The sequence below is a fragment of the Lentzea sp. JNUCC 0626 genome (assembly GCF_043632865.1).
Taxonomy (GTDB): domain Bacteria; phylum Actinomycetota; class Actinomycetes; order Mycobacteriales; family Pseudonocardiaceae; genus Lentzea.
Genome location: NZ_CP171635.1, coordinates 1,083,736 through 1,103,222, shown reverse-complemented (window position 1 = coordinate 1,103,222; position 19,487 = coordinate 1,083,736). Strand labels below are relative to the sequence as shown.

The 19,487-nt window shown below is 69.9% G+C and carries 16 protein-coding genes; 9 read left to right on the top strand and 7 right to left on the bottom strand.

Annotated elements, in window-relative coordinates; translation table 11 throughout:
- The first annotated feature begins 59 nt into the window (after nt 1-59).
- The 7 genes from JNUCC0626_RS05035 to JNUCC0626_RS05005 all read left to right on the top strand — a co-directional run bounded on the left by JNUCC0626_RS05035 (nt 60) and on the right by JNUCC0626_RS05005 (nt 8,818).
- Nucleotides 60-929 carry a LysR family transcriptional regulator gene (locus JNUCC0626_RS05035; protein ID WP_394618470.1) on the top strand — a complete coding sequence of 290 codons (870 nt, stop codon included), beginning with the start codon at nt 60-62 and terminating at the stop codon, nt 927-929.
- A 2-nt stretch (nt 930-931) separates the two neighbouring features.
- A complete protein-coding gene (locus tag JNUCC0626_RS05030) occupies nt 932-1,915 on the top strand; it encodes a LacI family DNA-binding transcriptional regulator (protein ID WP_394618469.1) in 984 nt (327 codons plus the stop codon).
- A gap of 90 nt (nt 1,916-2,005) precedes the next feature.
- Complete coding sequence (locus JNUCC0626_RS05025) at nt 2,006-3,289, top strand: extracellular solute-binding protein (protein WP_394618468.1); 1,284 nt, start codon at nt 2,006-2,008, stop codon at nt 3,287-3,289.
- On the top strand, nt 3,286-4,188 hold the full coding sequence (locus JNUCC0626_RS05020; RefSeq protein WP_394618467.1) for a carbohydrate ABC transporter permease: 903 nt from the start codon (nt 3,286-3,288) through the stop codon (nt 4,186-4,188). The genes JNUCC0626_RS05025 and JNUCC0626_RS05020 overlap by 4 nt, the downstream gene beginning before the upstream one ends.
- Nucleotides 4,185-5,015, top strand: coding sequence for a carbohydrate ABC transporter permease (locus JNUCC0626_RS05015; protein WP_394618466.1), 831 nt, complete (start codon nt 4,185-4,187; stop codon nt 5,013-5,015). Before JNUCC0626_RS05020 ends, JNUCC0626_RS05015 begins: the two co-directional genes overlap by 4 nt.
- A gap of 5 nt (nt 5,016-5,020) precedes the next feature.
- Entirely contained in the window at nt 5,021-7,771 is a 2,751-nt protein-coding gene (locus JNUCC0626_RS05010) for a glycoside hydrolase family 2 TIM barrel-domain containing protein (protein WP_394618465.1), read from the top strand.
- A 42-nt stretch (nt 7,772-7,813) separates the two neighbouring features.
- Nucleotides 7,814-8,818 carry an LLM class flavin-dependent oxidoreductase gene (locus JNUCC0626_RS05005; protein ID WP_394618464.1) on the top strand — a complete coding sequence of 335 codons (1,005 nt, stop codon included), beginning with the start codon at nt 7,814-7,816 and terminating at the stop codon, nt 8,816-8,818.
- A 27-nt stretch (nt 8,819-8,845) separates the two neighbouring features.
- Here the strand turns inward: JNUCC0626_RS05005 and JNUCC0626_RS05000 are convergent, their stop codons facing one another.
- Nucleotides 8,846-10,105 carry a lanthionine synthetase LanC family protein gene (locus JNUCC0626_RS05000; RefSeq protein WP_394618463.1) on the bottom strand — a complete coding sequence of 420 codons (1,260 nt, stop codon included), beginning with the start codon at nt 10,103-10,105 and terminating at the stop codon, nt 8,846-8,848.
- Nucleotides 10,106-10,124: 19 nt separating this feature from the next.
- Between JNUCC0626_RS05000 and JNUCC0626_RS04995 the strand changes: the two genes are divergently transcribed.
- Complete coding sequence (locus JNUCC0626_RS04995) at nt 10,125-10,976, top strand: aminoglycoside phosphotransferase family protein (RefSeq protein ID WP_394618462.1); 852 nt, start codon at nt 10,125-10,127, stop codon at nt 10,974-10,976.
- A gap of 30 nt (nt 10,977-11,006) precedes the next feature.
- Nucleotides 11,007-14,039, top strand: a complete 3,033-nt coding sequence (locus JNUCC0626_RS04990; protein ID WP_394618461.1) for a BTAD domain-containing putative transcriptional regulator — start codon at nt 11,007-11,009, stop codon at nt 14,037-14,039.
- 21 nt (nt 14,040-14,060) lie between these two features.
- Here JNUCC0626_RS04990 and JNUCC0626_RS04985 read toward each other — a convergent pair whose 3' ends face one another.
- From JNUCC0626_RS04985 to JNUCC0626_RS04960, 6 genes are all read right to left on the bottom strand, one after another.
- Nucleotides 14,061-14,834: an ABC transporter permease gene (locus JNUCC0626_RS04985; RefSeq protein WP_394618460.1), complete on the bottom strand. Its 774-nt coding sequence runs from the start codon at nt 14,832-14,834 to the stop codon at nt 14,061-14,063.
- On the bottom strand, nt 14,831-15,781 hold the full coding sequence (locus JNUCC0626_RS04980; protein ID WP_394618459.1) for an ATP-binding cassette domain-containing protein: 951 nt from the start codon (nt 15,779-15,781) through the stop codon (nt 14,831-14,833). Before JNUCC0626_RS04980 ends, JNUCC0626_RS04985 begins: the two co-directional genes overlap by 4 nt.
- A 68-nt stretch (nt 15,782-15,849) precedes the next feature.
- The gene (locus JNUCC0626_RS04975) at nt 15,850-16,956 is read right to left on the bottom strand and encodes a MalY/PatB family protein (protein WP_394618458.1); all 1,107 of its coding nucleotides are present in this window, start codon (nt 16,954-16,956) and stop codon (nt 15,850-15,852) included.
- Nucleotides 16,957-16,970: 14 nt separating this feature from the next.
- Nucleotides 16,971-17,414 (bottom strand): winged helix-turn-helix transcriptional regulator, encoded by a 444-nt coding sequence (locus JNUCC0626_RS04970; protein WP_394618457.1) that lies wholly within the window; start codon nt 17,412-17,414, stop codon nt 16,971-16,973.
- Entirely contained in the window at nt 17,411-18,361 is a 951-nt protein-coding gene (locus JNUCC0626_RS04965; protein ID WP_394618456.1) for an LLM class F420-dependent oxidoreductase, read from the bottom strand. The genes JNUCC0626_RS04970 and JNUCC0626_RS04965 overlap by 4 nt, the downstream gene beginning before the upstream one ends.
- Nucleotides 18,358-19,455: an acyl-CoA dehydrogenase family protein gene (locus JNUCC0626_RS04960; protein WP_394618455.1), complete on the bottom strand. Its 1,098-nt coding sequence runs from the start codon at nt 19,453-19,455 to the stop codon at nt 18,358-18,360. Before JNUCC0626_RS04960 ends, JNUCC0626_RS04965 begins: the two co-directional genes overlap by 4 nt.
- Nucleotides 19,456-19,487: the final 32 nt, after the last annotated feature.

Below are 19,487 nucleotides of genomic sequence, written 5' to 3'. Positions count from 1 at the left end.
AGCCGAGCAACAGGTCCATCTCACAATCCCACGCTCGCTGTTCGGAAATACTGCACAGCATGACGCTCAACCCGTGGCGCCTGCGCCTGCTCAGCCAGCTCGACGCGCTGGGCACTGTGCGGGCCGTGGCGCAGGCCGCGAACCTGAGTGCTTCGAGCGTGTCGCAGCAGCTCGCGGTGCTCGAGAGCGAGACGCGCACGCAACTGCTCGAACGGACCGGGCGGCGTGTCCGGCTCACCTCGGCCGGGCTGATCCTGGCCCGGCGGGCGCGTTCGATCCTGGACCAGATGGACGCGGTCGAGGCCGAGCTGCGCAACCTCAGCCAGGAGCCGTCCGGCCTCATCCGGCTCGGCGCGTTCCAGAGCTCGATCCACACGCTGGTTGTTCCGGCCCTGGGACAACTCGACCACCCGCACCTCGACGTCGAGATCCTGGAGCTGGAACCGCACGCCAGCATGCCCGCGCTGCTGGCCGGCGAGGTCGACGTGATCATCACGACCACCGACTTCGTGGAGTTGCCGGTGCCGAAAGACATCGACGTCGTGCCACTGGGCGAAGACCCGATCGTGCTTGTCTCGCCCCCAGGACAACCCAAGAACGACCTCGCCGCGTGCAAGGACGAGCCGTGGGCGTTCGACATCCCCGGCTCGTACATGGCGAAGCTGGCGACGAGGCTCTGCCGCCAGGCGGGGTTCGAGCCGAAAGTGGCCGGCCGGTTCAGCAACTACATGCTCACGCTCAAGCACGTCGAGGCCGGTCTGGCGGTCGCGGTGCTGCCCGCGCTGGCCGTCGACCGCCGGTTCGACGTGGTCACGAAGGAGCTGCCGGTGACCCGCCGGATCACCGCCGCCATCCGCCGCGACTCGCGCGCCGCGATCACCACGGTGCTCGACGCCCTGCATACTCGGTCGCAGTCGGACGAGAGGTGATCATGGGCAAGCGCGTCACGATCAACGACGTCGCACGGGTCGCCGGGGTCTCGCGGCAGACGGTGTCGCGAGCGCTCAACGACAAGGGCGAGATCGACGCCGGCACCAAGCAACGGGTGCTCGACGCGGCCAAGGAACTCGGCTACCGGCCGAGCCGGTTCGCGCGCGGCCTGGTGCGGCAGGACAGCACCACCATCGGCCTGGTCATCCCCGACCTGCTCAACCCGTTCTTCACCGAGGTCGCGGCCGGTGCGCTGGAGGCGGCGCGGGCGCACGGCTGGCACGTGATCGTCTACGACACGGCCGACAGCATCACCGAGGAACGCGGCACGCTGGAGGTCGTCGCGTCCCAGGTGGACGCCGTGGTCGGGTACTTCAGCCTCGACGAGTCCGAACTAGACAGACACCTCGGCGGCATGCCGGCCGTGCTGATAGGCCGCGACCACCACGAACCGCGGTTCAGCTCGATCCGCATCGACGGCGAACAGGGCGTGCACGCGGCCATAGACCACCTCGTCGCCGGAGGGCACCGCCGGATCGGCATGCTCGACCACGCCGGACGGGCCGACCCGAGCCTGCGCCGCGACTGGTTCGAGGCCGCCATGACGAGGCACGGCCTGCTCGCGCCGGTCGTCGGCAACGCCGTGCAGTCGGTCGACGGCGGCGCCGAGGCGTTGCACCAACTGCTGGCCGAGCACTCCGACCTCACCGCCGTCTTCACCTACAACGACGTGATCGCGATGGGCGCGCTCAAGGCGGCACGCAGGCTCGGCAAGGCCGTCCCGAAGGACCTCGCGGTGATCGGGTTCGACGGTCTGCAGCTCGGCACGGTCGTCGACCCGGCGCTCACGAGCGTCGCCCTCGACACCCGCCGGATCGGCACCCTCGCGATCGAGCAGGCCGGTCGCCTGGTCGCGGGCGACACCCCGTTGCCGACAGAAGAACTCCAGGTCAGCGCCGTTCTCTTAGTGCGCGAGTCCGCCTGACCCCTTGACAGGCTCACTCGATCGGCTCATGCTTCGCGCCAATCCGTGAACGTTCACGGGAGCGTTCACGGGCTCTCCGGAGGGTCCCCGATGACGTTGACTCGACGCAGGTTTCTGACCGGCGCGGCGGCACTGGGTGCGACAGCACTCGGCGCGACCGCGTGCACCAGCCCGACCACCGCGAACCCGGGCAAGATCACGCTCTGGTACTCCACGAACGGTGTCTCGGAGAAGGTGCTCGGCCAGGCCGTGCAGCGCTTCCCCGCGCAGAACCTCACGCCGAACAAGGTGAGCGGCGAACTGAACCGGCGGCTGCTCGCCGCCCTGTCCGGCGAGGCCTACCTGCCGGACATCACCATGCTCGGCGACGGCATCTCCACCTACTTCTCCGCCACCGACCGGTTCGCCGACCTCAACGCGTACGGCGCGAAGCAGGAAGAGCCGAACTACCTGCCGTGGAAGTGGCAGGCGGGCCGCAGCCCGGACGGCTTCCAGCTCGGCTTCCCCATCGACACCGGACCGGCCGCGCTCTACTACCGGCACGACCTGTTCGGCGAGGCGGGCCTGCCCACCGAACCGGACGCGGTCGCCGCCGCACTGTCCTCTTGGGACGACTACTTCGAGTTCGCCCTGCGGGTCAAGGACAAGCTCCCCGGCCGGTACCTGATCACCGACACGAAGATGGTGTTCACGTACTCGCTCGCGCAGGAGAAGCAGAAGTACCTGGACCGGCAGAACCGGTACCTGGAGGACCAGTCGCAGGTGCGGCGGGCGTGGGACCGCGCGGTCAAGGCGTTCCAGATGGGCCTCACCGCGGGCTACGCCGGATCGGCGACCGGTGAGGGCGTCGACCGGCGCGCGGCCTGGACGAACGGCAAGGAGGTCGCGTTCGTCAACGCCTCCTGGATCACCGGCAACCTCAAGCAGTCCGCGCCCGACACGTCCGGCAAGTGGCACGTCTGCCAGGCACCCGGCGGTGCCGGCAACCAGGGCGGTTCGTTCCTCGCGATCACCAAGTACTGCCCCGATCCGCAGGGCGCCTACGACATCGTGAAGTGGCTGATGTCGCCGGAGAACCAGGCCGCGGCCTACCTCGAACTGGGCCTCTTCCCGTCCAGCCCGGCGGTCTACTCCGACCCGTCCGTGCTGGCGCCCGAGGAGTTCTTCGGCGGCCAGGCCTCGATCGAGGTGTTCGGCGCGATCGCGGAGAAGGTCCAGCCGGTCTACTTCTCCCCCTGGGACATCACGATCTCCGACACCTACACCGACGAGCTCACCAACGTCGAGGCTGCGGGCAAGGACCCGGAGCAGGCGTGGGAGGACGCGCGCACCGCCGTCGAACGGCTGCTGCGCAGGCAGGGGGTGCTCGCGTGACCGCCGTCGTCAGCGCGAACCGGAGGTGGAAGTACCTCCCGCAGTACCTCGCGATCGCGCCGTTCTTCGTGCTGTTCGCGATCTTCGGCGTCTACCCCGTCGTGTACTCGCTGTGGTTGTCGTTGCAGCGCTGGAACGGCGTGAGCGAGATGAAGTTCGTCGGGCTGGAGAACTTCAAGTTCCTGCTCACCGACACCGCGTTCTGGGACGCGATCGGCAACACCCTGATCATCTGGGTGATGTCGACGATCCCGATGCTGGCGCTGTCGATGCTGGTGGCGCTGGGACTCAACTCCTCGGTGCGCCACAAGGGTTTCCTGCGGGTGGCGTACTTCCTGCCCAACGTCACGTCGATCGTGGCGATGTCGCTGGTGTTCGGCTCGTTCTTCTCCAGCGAGTTCGGGGTGCTGAACTGGTTCCTGGGCCTGATCGGCGTGGATCCGGTGCAGTGGCTGACCGATCCGTGGGCGATCCGGATCGCGATCTCGTTGATGATCATCTGGCGCTGGACCGGCTACAACGCGATCATCCTGCTGGCCGGGCTCCAGGCGTTGCCGCAGGACGTCTACGAGGCCGCGAAGCTCGACGGCGCCGGGCCCGTGCAGACGTTCTTCCGCGTCACGCTTCCCTTGCTGCGCCCGGTGTTGCTGTTCTCCGTGGTGATGTCGGCGATCGGCGGGCTCCAGATCTTCACCGAGTCGCAGATCCTGCTCGGCGACCGCGGCGGTCCCGAGGGCGCGGGCATGACGATGGTCCTCTACTTCTACAACACGGCGTTCGCGGACAACGACTTCGGCTACGGCGCCGCGATCGCGTGGGGCATCTTCGTGGTCGTCGTGCTGTTCTCGATCCTCAACTGGCGGCTCGTGCAGCGCCCGGCCCGTGGAGGCGAAAAGTGAACCGGACCGCGAAACCCGGCGCCCTCCTGACCTACGGCGCGATGGTGGTCGGCGCGCTGATCACGTTGTTCCCCTACTACCAGCTCGCGGTGATGGCCTCGAACACCACCGCCGACATCTACTCGTCGCCACCGACGTTCTGGTTCGGCGGGCACCTGTTCGAGAACATCGGCGAGGTGTTCGCGAAGATCGACTTCTTCGGGTCGGTGCTGAACACGCTCGTGGTGGCGATCGCGACGACGCTGCTCGTGCTGTTCTTCGACTCGCTGGCGGCCTTCACGTTCGCCAAGTACGACTTCCCGGGCAGCAACGTGCTGTTCGCGATCCTGCTGGCGACGTTCGTGGTGCCGACGCAGCTCGCGGCGATCCCGCAGTTCGACCTGATGGCGAAGTTCGGTCTGGTCGGCAGCCTGAACGCGCTGATCATCCCGGCCGCCGCCAACGCGTTCGGCATCTTCTGGATGCGGCAGTACGCCCGCAGCGCGATCTCCGACGAGATCCTCGAGGCGGCGCGGGTCGACGGCGCGGGCTTCTTCCGCACCTACCTGTCGGTCGGGCTGCCGGTGCTGCGGCCCGCGCTGGCGTTCCTCGGGATCTTCACGTTCGTCAACGCGTGGAACGACTACCTGTGGCCGCTGGTCGTCCTGATCGACTCGAACCACACGACGTTGCAGGTGGCGTTGTCGCAACTGAACGGCCTGTACCTGCAGGACTACGCGGTCGTGATGGCCGGGACGCTGGTGGCGATCGTGCCGCTGGTGATCGTGTTCCTGTTCGGTGCCAGGCACTTCATCCGCAACATCGCCGCCGGCGCAGTGAAGGGCTGAACAACTTGCTGTCGTACCTCGAAGACATGGGTCCCGGTTTCGGCTCGGTGCCTCCGCGCTCCTTCTTCACCTCCGACGCGGCCTCGCTGTCGCTGGACGGGGAGTGGCGCTTCCGGCTGTCACCGCACGCTGAAGCGCCGTTGGGTGCCGAGGCCGACGACTTCGACGACAGCGGCTGGGACACGATCACCGTGCCCGGCCACTGGCAGTTGCAGGGGCACGGGTCGCCCGCGTACACCAACGTGCGCTACCCGTTCCCCATCGATCCACCATATGTGCCAACGGAAAACCCGACGGGTGACCACCGGCTGACGTTCGACCTGCCCGAAGGCTGGCCCTCCGAACCGGCGGTGCTGCGGTTCGACGGCGTCGACTCGTGCGGACTGTTGTGGCTCAACGGCGTCGAACTGGGCGTGACGCGCGGCAGCAGGCTGCCCACCGAGTTCGAGGTGGGACACCTGCTGCGCGCCAAGGGGAACGTGCTGGTGGTGCGCGTGCACCAGTGGTCGGCGGGCAGCTACCTGGAAGACCAGGACATGTGGTGGCTGTCCGGGATCTTCCGCTCGGTGACGCTGCTGTCCCGCCCGCGCGGCGGCGTCGCGGACTACGAGATCCACGCCTCCTACGACCACGTCTCGGGTTCCGGCACCTTGTCCGTCGAGGGCGGGATGCTGTCCGTTCCCGAACTCGACGTGCGTGATCTGCTTCCAGGGCAGTCGTTTTCGCTGCCCGTCGAACCGTGGAGTGCCGAGCGCCCTCGGCTCTACCACGGCATCGTGCACACCGACGTGGAACGCGTGCCGGTGCGGATCGGTTTCCGCACGGTCGCGATCACCGACGGCGTGCTCACGGTGAACGGTGCTCGTGTCGTGTTCCGCGGCGTGAACCGGCACGAGCACCACCCCCGTCACGGCCGCGCCGTGCCGCGGGAGACCGCGCTGCAGGACGTGCTGCTGATGAAGCGGCACAACGTGAACGCCGTGCGCACCAGCCACTACCCGCCAGATCCGTACTTCCTGGAGTTGTGCGACGAGTACGGCCTGTGGGTGATCGACGAATGCGACCTGGAGACGCACGGCTTCGGCGAACTCGGCTGGTCCGGCAACCCGAGCGACTCCCCGCAGTGGACCGAGTCCTATGTGGACCGGATGCGCCGGACGGTCGAACGGGACAAGAACCACCCGTCGATCGTGTTGTGGTCGCTCGGCAACGAGTCCCACACCGGCGCGAACCTCGCGGCGATGGCGGCCTGGACCCGCGACCGCGACCCGTCCCGCCCCGTGCACTACGAGGGCGACCACGACTGCGAGTACGTCGACGTCTACAGCCGCATGTACGCCTCCCACGCCGAGGTCGACGAGATCGGCCGCACGCGGGCCCACGGGTTGCCGTTCGTGCTGTGCGAGTTCGCGCACGCCATGGGCAACGGTCCAGGCGGGATGCTGGAGTACCGCGAGCTGTTCGAGCGGTACCCGACGGTGCAGGGCGGGTTCATCTGGGAGTGGATCGACCACGGGATCGAGCGGGACGGGCACTTCGCGTACGGCGGCGACTTCGGGGAACCGTTGCACGACGGCAACTTCGTGATCGACGGTCTGGTGTTCCCGGACCGGACGCCGTCGCCGGGGCTGGTCGAGTTCGCCAAGGTCTTCGAGCCGGTGCGGATCACGGCCGGTGAGAGCGGGATCCGGGTCGAGAACTTCTACGACCACGTGGGGTTGGAGCACCTGCGGTTCGACTGGGTGCTGGAGGAAGAGGGCGTCGAGGTCGCCTCGGGCACGCTCGGCGCGATCAGGAGCGAGGACGTCCCGCTTCCCGACCTGCCCGCCACCACAGGCGAAGCGTGGCTCACCGTCCGCGCTTCCCTGGCCACGTCCACCTCGTGGGCCGAGGCGGGGCACGTCGTCGCCTGGGGCCAACTCCCGATCTCCGAGGCCGTGCCCACCCCGTTCGCCGGCTCGGCGGCCCTGTCCGATCTGGTCGAGTTCGACCAGGTCAGCGGCCTCCTGACCAGGTTCGGCGACCTCTCCCTGGACGGCCCGCGCCTCGACCTCTGGCGCGCCCCCACCGACAACGACCGCGGCGGCGACCAGCCCGACGAGAAGGCGTGGCGCGACGCGGGCCTGCACCGCCTCCAGCACCGCGTGATCGACGTCGACACCCACGAGTCCGGCCTTACCGTCCGCACCCGCGTCGCCCCACCGGCCTGGGGTTTCGGCCTGCTCGCCGACTACCACTGGACCGCGTCCGGCGACCGGCTGCGGCTCCAGGTCGACGTCACCCCGGACGGCGAGTGGCCGTGCCCGCTCCCCCGCCTCGGCCTGCGCCTGGCGCTGCCCAGCGCGGACGTCGTCGAGTGGTTCGGCGAGGGACCCGGCGAGGCGTACGCCGACAGCCGACAGGCCGCACGCGTCGGCCGGTTCTCGTCGACCGTGGACGCCCTGCAGACCCCGTACGTGTTCCCGCAGGAGAACGGCAACCGCGCCGACGCCCGCTGGCTCACGATCGGCGGGCTGCGGATCGAGGGCGAGCCGACGTTCGACTTCACCGCCCGCCGGTGGACCAGCGAGGACCTCGACCAGGCGAAACACATCGATGAGCTCAAGCCGCGCGACCAGGTGTTCCTCAACCTCGACCTGGCGCAGCACGGACTGGGCACGGCGTCGTGCGGACCGGGCGTGCTGCCCCAGTACCGGCTGCACGCCCAGAAGTGCAGCTTCGCGGTCACCTTCGTCTCAGCATCCGGACTTAGTTGAGATGTCACCTAAGCTGGGGAGGAGACGCTGAAGGAGGGTTCCGTGCCGCGGAAGTCAGAGCCGTTGCGAAAGCTCGGTTTTCTCACCATCGGGCTGTTCGACGAGCAGGATCCGGGTGCTGGTCACCGGTCCACGCTCGACGTCATCGTGCTCGGCGAGGAGCTCGGGTTCGACAGCGCGTGGGTGCGGCACCGGCACCTGCAGTTCGGCATCTCGTCGCCGGTGGCGGTGCTCGCGGCCGCGTCCCAGCGAACGAGCCGGATCCAGCTCGGCACCGCGGTCATCCCGCTCGGCTGGGAGAACCCGCTGCGGCTCGCCGAGGACCTCGCGACGGTCGACGTGCTGTCCGGCGGGCGGCTCAACCCCGGCGTGAGCGTCGGGCCGCCGATGCACTGGGACGACGTCAAGCACGTGCTGTACCCGGAGACCGCCGACGTCGAGAACTTCAGCTACGACCGGGTGAAGCGGCTGCTGGACTTCGTCGGCGGCGAGAAGGTCACGGACTTCAGCGGCGTCGAGGGCATCGAGGTGTGGTCGGACCGCGTGCAACCGCATGCGGCCGGGCTGCGCGACCGGATCTGGTACGGCGGCGGCAGCCTGCGGTCGGCGCGCTGGGCCGGCGAGAACGGGCTGAACCTGCTGGCCAGCAACGTGATCCAGTCCGAGGGGTCGCTGGACTTCGCCGAGACCCAGCGCACGCTCATCCAGACGTTCCGCGAGCACGGCGGCGGCCGCGTCTCCCAGGGGCTCGTGGTGATCCCGACCGACTCGGCCACGCCCGAGCAGCGCGCGAAGTACGAGGCGTACGTCGCCTCCCGCAGTGACCGGATCGGCAAGACGTTCGGACCGCGCGACTTCATGTTCGAGGGCGACATCGTCGGCACGTCCGCGGAGATCGCCGAACGGCTGTACGCGCACGCCGCGTTCCAGGAGGTCGACGAGGTGGCGTTCGCGCTGCCGTTCAGCTTCGAGCACGAGGACTACGTGCAGATCCTCACCGACATCGCGACGAAGCTCGGCCCGGAACTCGGCTGGCAGCCCAGCTAGTGGTGTGGCTCGTTCCGAGCCACACCACTAGGCCCACCAGGTGTCGATGCGCGGCACGGACCGCGCATCACCGTCAGCCACCCGGTCGGCGTGGAACAGGAACCCGGCGATCCCCGCCGCCCCCTGCATCCAGCCGATTCCGGGCGGCAGCACCGGGTCGTCGTTGCGGTGTTCCAGGAACCGCCAGCACACGCCCGCTCCGTCGCGCACGGCGTGGTCCACCACGACGTCGGCCAGCCGCAACGCGAAGTCCGTGTGCTGACCGGAATCGAGCAGCACGTCCCCCACTCCCGCCGTGCCGCAGCACCGGCCGTCGTTGTCCCAGAACCCCGGGTACCTCCGTTCGGGCAGGCCGGACACCACGACGCTGTGCAGGCACCGGCGACGCCACTCCCCCACGTCCACACCGGCCACTTCGGACACTCCGGCGTGCCGCAGAGCGGGCCACAGCAACGAGGTCCCGGTCGGCCCGTGGCACCAGCCGTAGAAGAACTCGTCGAACTCCTCCAGCCGTGGAAAGCACACCGGCACGCGGAACCCGCCGTCGGAGCTGTCACCCAACGCCACCAGGTGCTCGGCGCCCGCGGCTGCGGCGGCGACGAGATCAGCGCGCCCGAACTCGGCCCCGGCCAGCGCGAGCGCCGTCGCGACGCCCGCCAGGCCGTGCGAGAAGCCGGGGAACTCCCGCTGTTCCAGGCAGAACCGGACCGGCACCATCCGCCAGTTCAACCCGCCCGGCACCTCCTCCCGTTCCGCCATCAGCACGTCGGCCGCGAGTCCCGCGAGTTCCCGTGACCCCGCCACCCCGTGCCGGTGAGCCCACACCGCGCCCAGCAACACCCCGGCCGTGCCCACCCCGAGGTCGTGCACGCGAGCACCCTCGTGGTGCTTCGGCGGACCGAACCTCTCGTTCGCCCAGCCGTCCGGCGTGGCCAGGTCGAGCAACCGCGCGACGGCCGCGTCGGCACCGGCGGCGTCCAGCGCGGTGAGCACGCTGATCGAGCTGACCAGCCCGCTGAAGAAGCTGGGATCGCCGGAGCGGTTCGACCGCGCCCGAGCCGCGATCGCCTCAGCCAACTCCTCTTCCTGCGCCGTCCACGCCCGGACGAGCCGGATCTCCGCCAGCACGTGCGCGAGCCCGCCCACCCCGGCGTACATGCCCGCCCGCCACTGCGGCAGCAGATCCCCGCCGGGGTGCTCGGGGATCCAGATCCCGTCGTCGTCCTCCTGGATCTCGTTCAGCACCCAGCGCCACGCGAGTTCGGCGGTCCCCCGGAACGTCCCCATGGTCACTACATTGGCGGAGGTGACCTTGCCGCGCATCCTCGATTCCGCCGGGCTCTCCGCCGCGACGACGACACCGTTGGGCGGGGGCACCTACAACTCGGTGTACCGGGTCTCGGCGGCCGAAGGCGAGTTCGTGCTGAAGATCGCGCCCGAACACCAGCAGGGCCTCACCTACGAACAGCGGCTGGTCAGCACCGAGGCGACGTTCTGCCGGCTCGCGTCGAAGGTCGCGCCCGTCCCGGAGGTCGTCCACACCGACGACGCCACCTACCTGCTGGCCACGTTCCTGCCCGGCGAGCCGGTGTTCGGCCGGGACGTCGACCGACCGCTGATCCGCCGCCAGCTCGGTGACGCGGTCCGGGCGATGCACGAGATCACCGGTCCCGGCTTCGGCTACCCGCAACTCGGCCTGCACGGCACGTGGACCGAGGCGTTCCTGGGCATGTACGGCGCGGTGCTGGCCGACGCCGAACGCTTCGGCGTGCGGCTGCCGACCGCCGACCTGACCCGCCACACCAAGGCGTTCGACGAGGTCGACATGCCCGCGCTGGTGCACTTCGACCTGTGGGACGGCAACATCCTCGCCGACACCGGACTTTCCGGACTGGTCGACGGTGAACGGGCGTTCTGGGGCGATCCGGTCGCGGAGTTCGTGTCGCTCGCCTTGTTCGGCACGATCGAGGACGACCCCGACTTCCTGCCGGCCTACGGCTTCGAGTTCACCGACTCGGCGCGGGTGCGGCTGGCCGCCTACCAGGCCTACCTCTACTCGATCATGCTGACCGAACGGGTCCCGCGCGGCAGCTCCGACGAGGCGTTCGAGCGGGTGATCACGGACGCGCTCACCCGCGCACTGGGTGTTCTCGCCTGATCGCCGAACGTGATCTGGGAAGCTGGAACCGTGCGCGTGGCATTGCTGGGCCCGACGACGGTCGAGACGGAGGACGGCACACCGGTCGACATCGGTGGCGCCCGCGTCCGCATGCTCGTGGCCCGGCTCGCGCTCGACCCCGGCCGTCCGGTGCCGGCGACGACGCTGATCGACGACCTGTGGGGCGAGCAGCCTCCCGCCGACGGCGCGAACGCCCTGCAGTCGCTCGTGTCGCGGCTGCGCAAGGTCTGCCCGGTCGCGCTCGAACCCGGCGGCTACCGGCTGGGGGTGAGCGCCGAGGACGTCGACGTGTTCCGGTTCGACCGGCTGCGCGCCGCCGGTCAGGTCGACGAGGCGTTGGCTCTGTGGCGGGGAGAGGCGCTCGCCGACGTGCGGGAGGCGCCGTTCGCCGGGCCCGTCGCCGCCCGGCTCGAAGAAGCACGGCTGGCGGCCGAGGAGGATCGCGGCGAGCTGGACGTGGCGGCGCTGACGGCGTTGCACGAGAAGCACCCGCTGCGCGAACGGCTGGCCGCCCTGCTGATGCGGGCGTTGTGCGCGCAGGGCAGGCAGTCCGACGCGCTGCACGTCTACGCCGAGGTGCGCGGGCGGCTCGCCGACGAGCTGGGTGTCGATCCGTCGCAGGAGTTGCAGGACGTGCACCTCGCGGCGTTGCGCGGGGAACTCGGGCCGCGGCCGGTGGTCGACCGGCTTCCGGTGCGGCTCACCAGTTTCGTCGGACGGGACGAGGAACTGCGGGAGATCACCGGACTGCTGGGGCAGGCGCGGCTGGTGACGCTGGTCGGGCCCGGCGGCGCGGGCAAGACGCGGCTCGCCACCGAGGTCGCGGCCCGGCATCCGTTGCACGGCAAGGGACGTGTGTGGTTCGCGGCGCTCGCCGGCATCCACGCCGCCGAGGACCTGCCCGGCGTGGTGCTCAAGGCGTTCGAGCTGCGCATGACGAGCAGCGACCCGATGCGACGGCCCAACGAGGGCATGGACCGCATCGCCGAGGTGCTCGGCGCGGGCGAGTCGGTGCTGGTGCTGGACAACTGCGAGCACCTGATCTCGGCGGCCGCGGAGTTCACGACCCTGCTGCTGCGCCGGGTGCCGAACCTCAGGATCATCGCGACCAGCCGCGAACCGCTGGCGATCGACGGCGAGTCGCTGTGCCCGATCGGGCCGCTGGCCGTGCCGAACGGCCAGGCGGACGTGGCGGACTTCGGCGCGGTGCGGCTGTTCGTGGACCGGGCGAACGCGGTCAAACCGGGCTTCCGGCTGGACGAGTCCACTGTGGAGGACGTGAAGCTGGTGTGCCGCAGGCTCGACGGCATGCCGCTCGCGCTGGAGCTCGCGGCCGCGCGGTTGCGGTCCATGACGATCCGGCAGATCACGCAACGCCTGGACGACCGGTTCCGGTTGCTCACCTCGGGCAGCCGCACCGCGTTGCCGCGCCAGCGGACGTTACGCGCGGTCGTCGAGTGGAGCTGGGACCTGCTCACCGAGGACGAACTCGTGCTCGCCCGCAGGCTCGCGGTGTTCCCGGCGGGCGCGGACCTCGCGGCCATCGAGGCGGTCTGCGGCGAGGACGCCCTGTACGTGCTGACGTCGCTGGTCGAGAAGTCCATCGTGGACGTCGTCGAACTCGACGGCGAGGCCCGGTACCGGATGCTGGAGACGATCCGGGTGTACGCGGCGGAGCAGCTCGCGGCGTCCGGGGAGAAGCAGGAGTTCGTCGGCCGGTTCCGGCGCTACTACCGGGACCTGACCGCGCGCTGGGAGCCGTTCGTCCGCACCGCGCGGCAGATCGAGGCGATCAAGGTCTACCAGGCGGAGCAGGACAACGTCGTGGCCGCGTTGCGCGGGGCGATCGACGACCGGGAGGCGGGTCTCGCGGCCGACCTCCTCGGCGGCGTGTTCTGGTACTGGCTCATCAAGGGCGACAACGAGCGGTCGGAACGGGCCGTGGGCGAGGTGCTCGCGCTGGCCGACGACCTGCCGCCGGACGTAGTCGCGACGTTCCGGGCGATGCGGCTGATCATGACCGCGATCCCGGGCCTGCCGGAGCCGATCGAGGCCTCGCAGGTCATCGAGGACTGCGTGAACACCGGCGCCACCCAGAAGTACCCGTCCCTCGCGATCGCGCTGCCGATGCTCGCGTTCCTGAGCCAGAACAAGGAACTCGCGCGCCGGGAGGTGCACCGCGCGGCGGCGAGCGAGGACGCGTGGGCCCGCGCGGGCGCGGACTGGGCGATGAGCTTCATCCTCAGCGAGGACGGCGACCTGGCCGGGGCCGAACAGGCCCGCGACCGCGCGTACGACCAGTTCGTGGCGGTCGGCGACCGGTGGGGTTCCGCGATGACGCTCGGCATGAAGGCCGCGTTCATCTCGCACACCGGCGACAACCTCGCCGCGATCGCCCTGTACCAGCAGGGACTCGAGGTCGCGCGGGAGCTGGGGTCCGTCGAGGACGCCGTGCAGCAACGGTGGCGGCTCGCGGTCGAGTACGCCCGGCTCGGCGACACCGAGGCGGCGGTGCGCGAGGTCGAGCAGGCCGAGAAGTTCGTCCGCGACGCCGGATACGACCAGCTGAACCTGATGATCGGCTACGCGAAGGCCGAGGTCATGCTGCGGTCGGGCCACATCGAGGAAGCGCGCTTGCTCAGCACGCGGTTCAAGGACGCGGCCTCGGTCGCGGCGTTCCTCGGGCCGTTCGTGACGGAGTGGTCCGCGATCCTGGACGCGCGGATCGCACTCGCCGAGGGCAACCCGGACGAGGCGCTGGCGTGCGCGATGATCGCGGTCGGCACGACGTCGGACCGCGGGGACATGCCGGATCTCTCGGGCGTGACCGAACTCCTGGCCCGCGTGCGACTCGCGCAGGGCCGCACGGACGCGGCGGTGCGGTTGCTCGGCCTGGCCCAGCTGATCCGCGGCCGGCTCGACCTGGGCGACCCGGACGTCCGGCGGATGGTCGCCGAACTGGGTACGCCCGAGCCGTTGACGATCAGCAAGGCCGAGGCGATGCGCCAGGTGCGTGCCGAAGCGGGCCTCAGCACCGGCTGAGACCCGCCTCGTGTCGTCCTGTCACACGCGCTTGCGGTACGCCCACATCGCGAGCGGGAAGAACACCGCGACCACACCGACCATCCAGACCAGCGATCCGGTGAGCGGCCCCGCGATCGCCCCGCCGTTCAGCAGGCCGCGCAACGCGTCCGACAGCAGGCTGACCGGGCTGACGTCCGCCCAGGCGCTGAGCCAGCCCGGCATCGTCGAGGTGGAGACGAAGACGTTGCTGCCGAACGTCAACGGCATGATCAGCACGAACATCAGGCCCTGCACGGCCTGCGGCGTCTTGAGCAGCATGCCGACGAACACAGACGCCCAGCAGAAGCACAGTCCGAACGCGATCGTCAGCCCGGAGGCGATGAGCAGTTCGGCGGGCCCCGTCTGCACCCGGAAGCCCATGATCGTGGCGACCACCAGCAGCACGACGATGCACACGACGTACCGCACGATGTCCGCGAGCACCGCCCCGACCAACGGCGCCGACCGCGCGATCGGCATCGAGCGGAACCTGTCGAACACGCCCTTCGAGACGTCCGTGTTCATCTGCACGCCCGCGGTCATGCTGGCCTGCAGGATGTTCATCACCATGATGCCCGGCACGAGCATCTGGAGGTAGGCGTCCGTGTTGCCGGCGAGCGCGCCGCCGAACAGGTACGTGAACATCACCAGGAAGATGATCGGCGCCAGCGTGACGTCCATCAGCTGTTCCGGGTTCTTGCGGATCTTGAGGATTCCCCGCCAGGCCAACGAGAAGCCGTGGCGCATCCCCCGATCCAACGCGATGGTGCTCATACCAGGCTCCCCTCGTTCTGCTTGCCGGTGAGCGCCAGGAAGACCTCGTCGAGCGAGGGCAGCCGCAGCGCCAGTTCGTCCGCGGTGATGCCGGCCTCGTCGAGCTTCCTGACCAAAGTGGACAGCAGCACCGGGTCGTTCACCGGCGCCGTCAGCAGTCCCGTGTCGTCGTCGCGCGTCGGCGTGACGTTGGTGAGGTCGCCGAGGATGCGGTAGACCGCGTCGAGGTCGCGCATCGACGTGGGCCGCACCTGCAACGTCTGCCCGCCGACGCGCCGCTTCAGCTCGTCCGGCCTGCCCTCGGCCACGACGCGGCCGTGGTCGAACACGGTGATCGAGTCGGCGAGCTGGTCGGCCTCCTCCAGGTACTGCGTGGTGAGCAGCACCGTCACGCCGTTGGCGACGAGCTTGCGCACCACGGCCCACACCTCGTTGCGCGCGTGCGGGTCCAGTCCCGTGGTCGGCTCGTCCAGGTACAGCACGGACGGGTTGCCGACGAGGCTGGCCGCGAGGTCGAGCCTCCGGCGCATGCCGCCCGAGTACGTCTTGGCGGCTCGGTGCGCGGCATCGGTGAGTTCGAACTGCTCCAACAGCTCTGCGGCCTTCGCCCTCGCCCCCGCGCGCGAATGGTCCAGCAGCCTGGCGAGCAGCACGAGGTTCTCCGTGCCGGACAGGTCCTCGTCCACCGACGCGTACTGCCCGGTCAGCCCGATGAGCGACCGGACCGCCCGCGGGTCCTTCACGACGTCGTGCCCGTGCACGGTCGCGTGCCCCGCGTCCGGGCGCAGCAACGTCGCCAGCACCCGCACCGCCGTGGTCTTGCCCGCGCCGTTCGGCCCGAGCACGCCCACGACCTTCCCCTCCGGCACCTCGAGGTCGACGCCGTCCAGCGCCTTCGTCTCCCCGTAGTGCTTGACCAGGCCTTCAGCCCTGATCGCGAGTGCCATCGTTCCTCCCTGTGGTCCCTCGGAGGAACTGTGCGCCCCACGGCTGGCAGGGCGCTGGCAGCCCACTGTCAGCGCCTGGCGGCGGCCATCCTGCGGACGGCCTCGGTGATGATCTCGGGCGAGGTGCCGATGTTGAACCGCACATGGCCCTCGCCGCCGCTGCCGAACTCGGTGCCCGACATCAGCGCGACCTTGGCGTTCTCGACGAAGTAGGCGGCGGGATCGTCGCTGATGGCACGGCAGTCGAGCCAGGCGAGGAACGTCGACTCGCTCGGCTCGTAGCCGATCTCGGGCAGGTGCTCGTCCAGCAACGCCTTGAGGAGCTTCCGGTTGTCGTCGAGTCCGGCGAGAAGTCCGTCCAGCCACTCGCCGCCGTGGGCGAGGGCGGCCGTGTGCGCGATCGTGCCGAAGTGGCTGGGACCGTGGCTGACCTCCTCCGGCAGGCTTTCGAGCTCGTCGGTGTTGGCGATGGCGACGGCGCACCGCATGGCGGCGAGGTTCCAGCCCTTCGACGCGGACATGAGCGCCAGGCCGTTCGGGTCGACGCTCAGGTACGGCGTGAAGCCGGGCGCGAGCGGTGCGTGGATCTCGTCGGCGATGACCCGGACGCCGTACCGCTCCGCGAGCCGGGCCAACTCCGTCAGTTCGTCCCTGGTGTGGACGGTGCCCGTCGGGTTCTGCGGGTTGCACAGCAGGTAGACCGGTTGATCGGCCTTGACGTGCCGGAACGTCCGTTCGAGAGCGTCGAGGTCGAGGCGGTGGTCGCGCAGCGGCGCCTCGATCACCGCCCGGCCGAGGCTCCTGGTGAACAGGTAGAACGGCGGGTAGACCGGCGGGCTGACGATCACCGGGTCACCGGGTCCCGACACGAGCTTGAGCAACTCGACGACGCCGAGCATCACGTCGGACACCAACGCCGTGCGGTCCACGGGTAAGTCCCAGTCCCAGCGCTGCTTCGCGAACCTCGCGAGCGCCTCCTGGTACTCGGTGCCCGCCGGATAGCCGGTGTCACCGAGGTCCAGGGCCTGCCGGAGGGCTTCCTTGATCGGCTCGGCCGGGTCGACGTCCATCTCCGCGACCCACAGCGGCAGGACGTCCTCGGGGTACCGGCGCCACTTCACGCTCGTGCGGCGCCGCAACCGTTCCAGCGTCGGCGTGCTCAACGGGTTCAGCATGCCCCCAACGTAAGTCAGCCCTCGCGCGCCGTCACGTCGTGCGCCGTGATCTCTCCACCACAACACCGGCAGGCCAGGAACGCGTCGACCGTCTTGCCGCACGGGTTGTGCTCCAGCACGATCGGCGGCCCGTCCGGATCGGGCACGTGCGCGTCCCCCCACTTCATGAGGATCACGATGGCGGGGAACAACTCCAGCCCCGCCGGGGTGAGCCGGTACTCCTCCCGGTCCTCGGTGTACGGCACCCGCTGCACCAGCCCGGCCTCGACCAACGTCTTGAGCCGCGCCGACAACGTGGGCCGCGGGATGCCGAGGTTGCGCACGAACTGCCCGTACCGCTTCACCCCGAAGAAGGCCTCGCGCAGGATCAGCAACGTCCACTTCTCCCCCACCAGGTCGAGCGCACGCCCGACGGACTCGCCTCGGAACCTGCGGTCCAGGCCGGCTGGGTCGGTCATCGGCGTTCCTTCGCGAGCAGTGGGGCGAGCGTGGTCAGCAGTCTGCGCCCGGCCGGGTCCTCGGCGGTGGCCGGGACCAGTCCGACGTGGTCCGCGCCTTTGTCGTGGTACTCGGCGACGCGCTCGGCGATTTCCCGGGCCGAGCCGATCGCGCCCACCTGGGTCATCAGCTCTCGGGGGATGGCGTCGGCGAGTTCGGGGCGGGGTTTGCCCGATCGGGCCTGGTCGACGAGGTCGCCGTGGCCCAGCGCGGTGAACATCTCGCCGTAGCCGGGCGGAGCGAGGTAGACGGCGAGTTGGGAGCGGAGTTGGCGGAGGGTGTCGGGACCGGGGTCGAGGGCGGCCGGGATCCAGACGGCCAAGGGAAGTGGTGGGCCCGTTTCCCCTTGCAGGGCAGCGAGGCGGGCGCGGACCTGCGCCACGTGGTCGGCGCTGACCAGGTTGAGCACCACCTCGTCGCTCACTGCCGCCGCCACCTTCGTCATCGCGGGTCCGAACGCCGCCACCGAGATCGGCGTGCCCGGCACCGGTCGCTGGAGCCGGAACCCCGCCACGCGGCTGCCGTCGAGCAGCGCACGGGTGTCCCGCACCGTCTCCTTCATGCGCCGCACGGGTTCCCACTCCCTGCCGTGCCACCCGGTGACGATTCGCGGACTCGACGCCCCGAGCGCCAGCGCGGCTCGCCGACCGGTGGTGGCGACCACTGTGGACAGTCCCAGCGCGAGCGCCACCGGACTGCGCACCCCCACCGCGAGCGGCCCGATCTTCAGCGAGATGTGCGAGGTCCGCAGTCCGACGGCCGTGGCCAGGGCGAAGGCGTCGAAGGTGGCCATTTCGCCGATCCACAACGTGTCGAAGCCCGCGTCGTCGGCCGCCACGGCGATGTCGAGTGCCTCGGTCGGCGGCCGGTCCAACCAGAACGGGGTGACCACGCCCACCGAACTCACAGCTGCTCCGTCTGCGCCTGTACGCCCAGCAGCACCTTGCCGGGCAGTTCGAACGAGGCCGCGTTGACCTGGAAGTGCGCGGAAGCCGTGTGCGCGTCCCGGAACCTGCGCTGCAACGCCGCCCCGTCGTAGATCGTCCCGCCACCACCGAGGTCGTACAACTCCGACACGACAACACGCGCCGTCCGAGCCGCGTGCGTGGCCGCCAACCTCAGTTCAGCCTTCGACGAGACCGGCACCTCACCCCGTTGCGCCTCCTCCCACGCCTGCCCGATGGCCTCGAAGAAGTACGCCCGCGCGGCCTTCAAAGCCGCCGAAGCCGACGCCACCGCGGCCTGCGTCGACCCACGTTCAGCCAGCGTGCGACTGGACCCGAGCGGACTGCGCTGCCCGGCCAACTCAACGAAGTCGTCCACCGCACCGAACCCGTTGCCCAGCGCCGCTGCCGCAACCGACAAGGCGAAGAACCCGAACACCGGGAACCGGTACAGCGCACCACCACCCAACGGACCGTCCAAAACGGACAGAACACGCCGCTCGGGCACGAACACCTCGCCCGCCACGCAGTCGTGACTCCCGGTCCCCCGCAACCCGGTGGTGTGCCAGGTGTCGAGCACCTCCAACTCGGCCTTGGGCAGCGCCGCCACCTTCAACGCCTTCTCGTGCACGAACCCCGCGAACAACCAGTCGGCGTGCCCGATCCCGGAGCAGAACGACCACTGCCCCGACACCACAACCCCACCATCGGCCGAAACACCCCGCCCCTTGGGCGCCCACACCCCGGCCGCGACCGACCGCGGATCCCCGAAGACCTCCCACCCACCGTCGTCCGACAGGTAGGCCCCGAGCAGCCCGGACGTGGCCGCGATCGACACGCACCACCCCGCCGACGCATCCCCGCGCGCGATCTCCAAAGCAGCGGCGAGCGTCTCGGCGGGAGGCAACTCCACCCCACCCAACGCCGCCGGCACACCAGCTCTGAACAGCCCGGACTCCTTGATGGCTGCGAGGAGTTCCGGCGCGAGCGCCCGCCCGGCCTCGGTCTTGGGCGCGACCTCACGGGCCAGGTCGGCGAGGGTCCGGACGTCGGCCACAGGGCCTCCCAGTTCACTTTTCTTACCGGTTC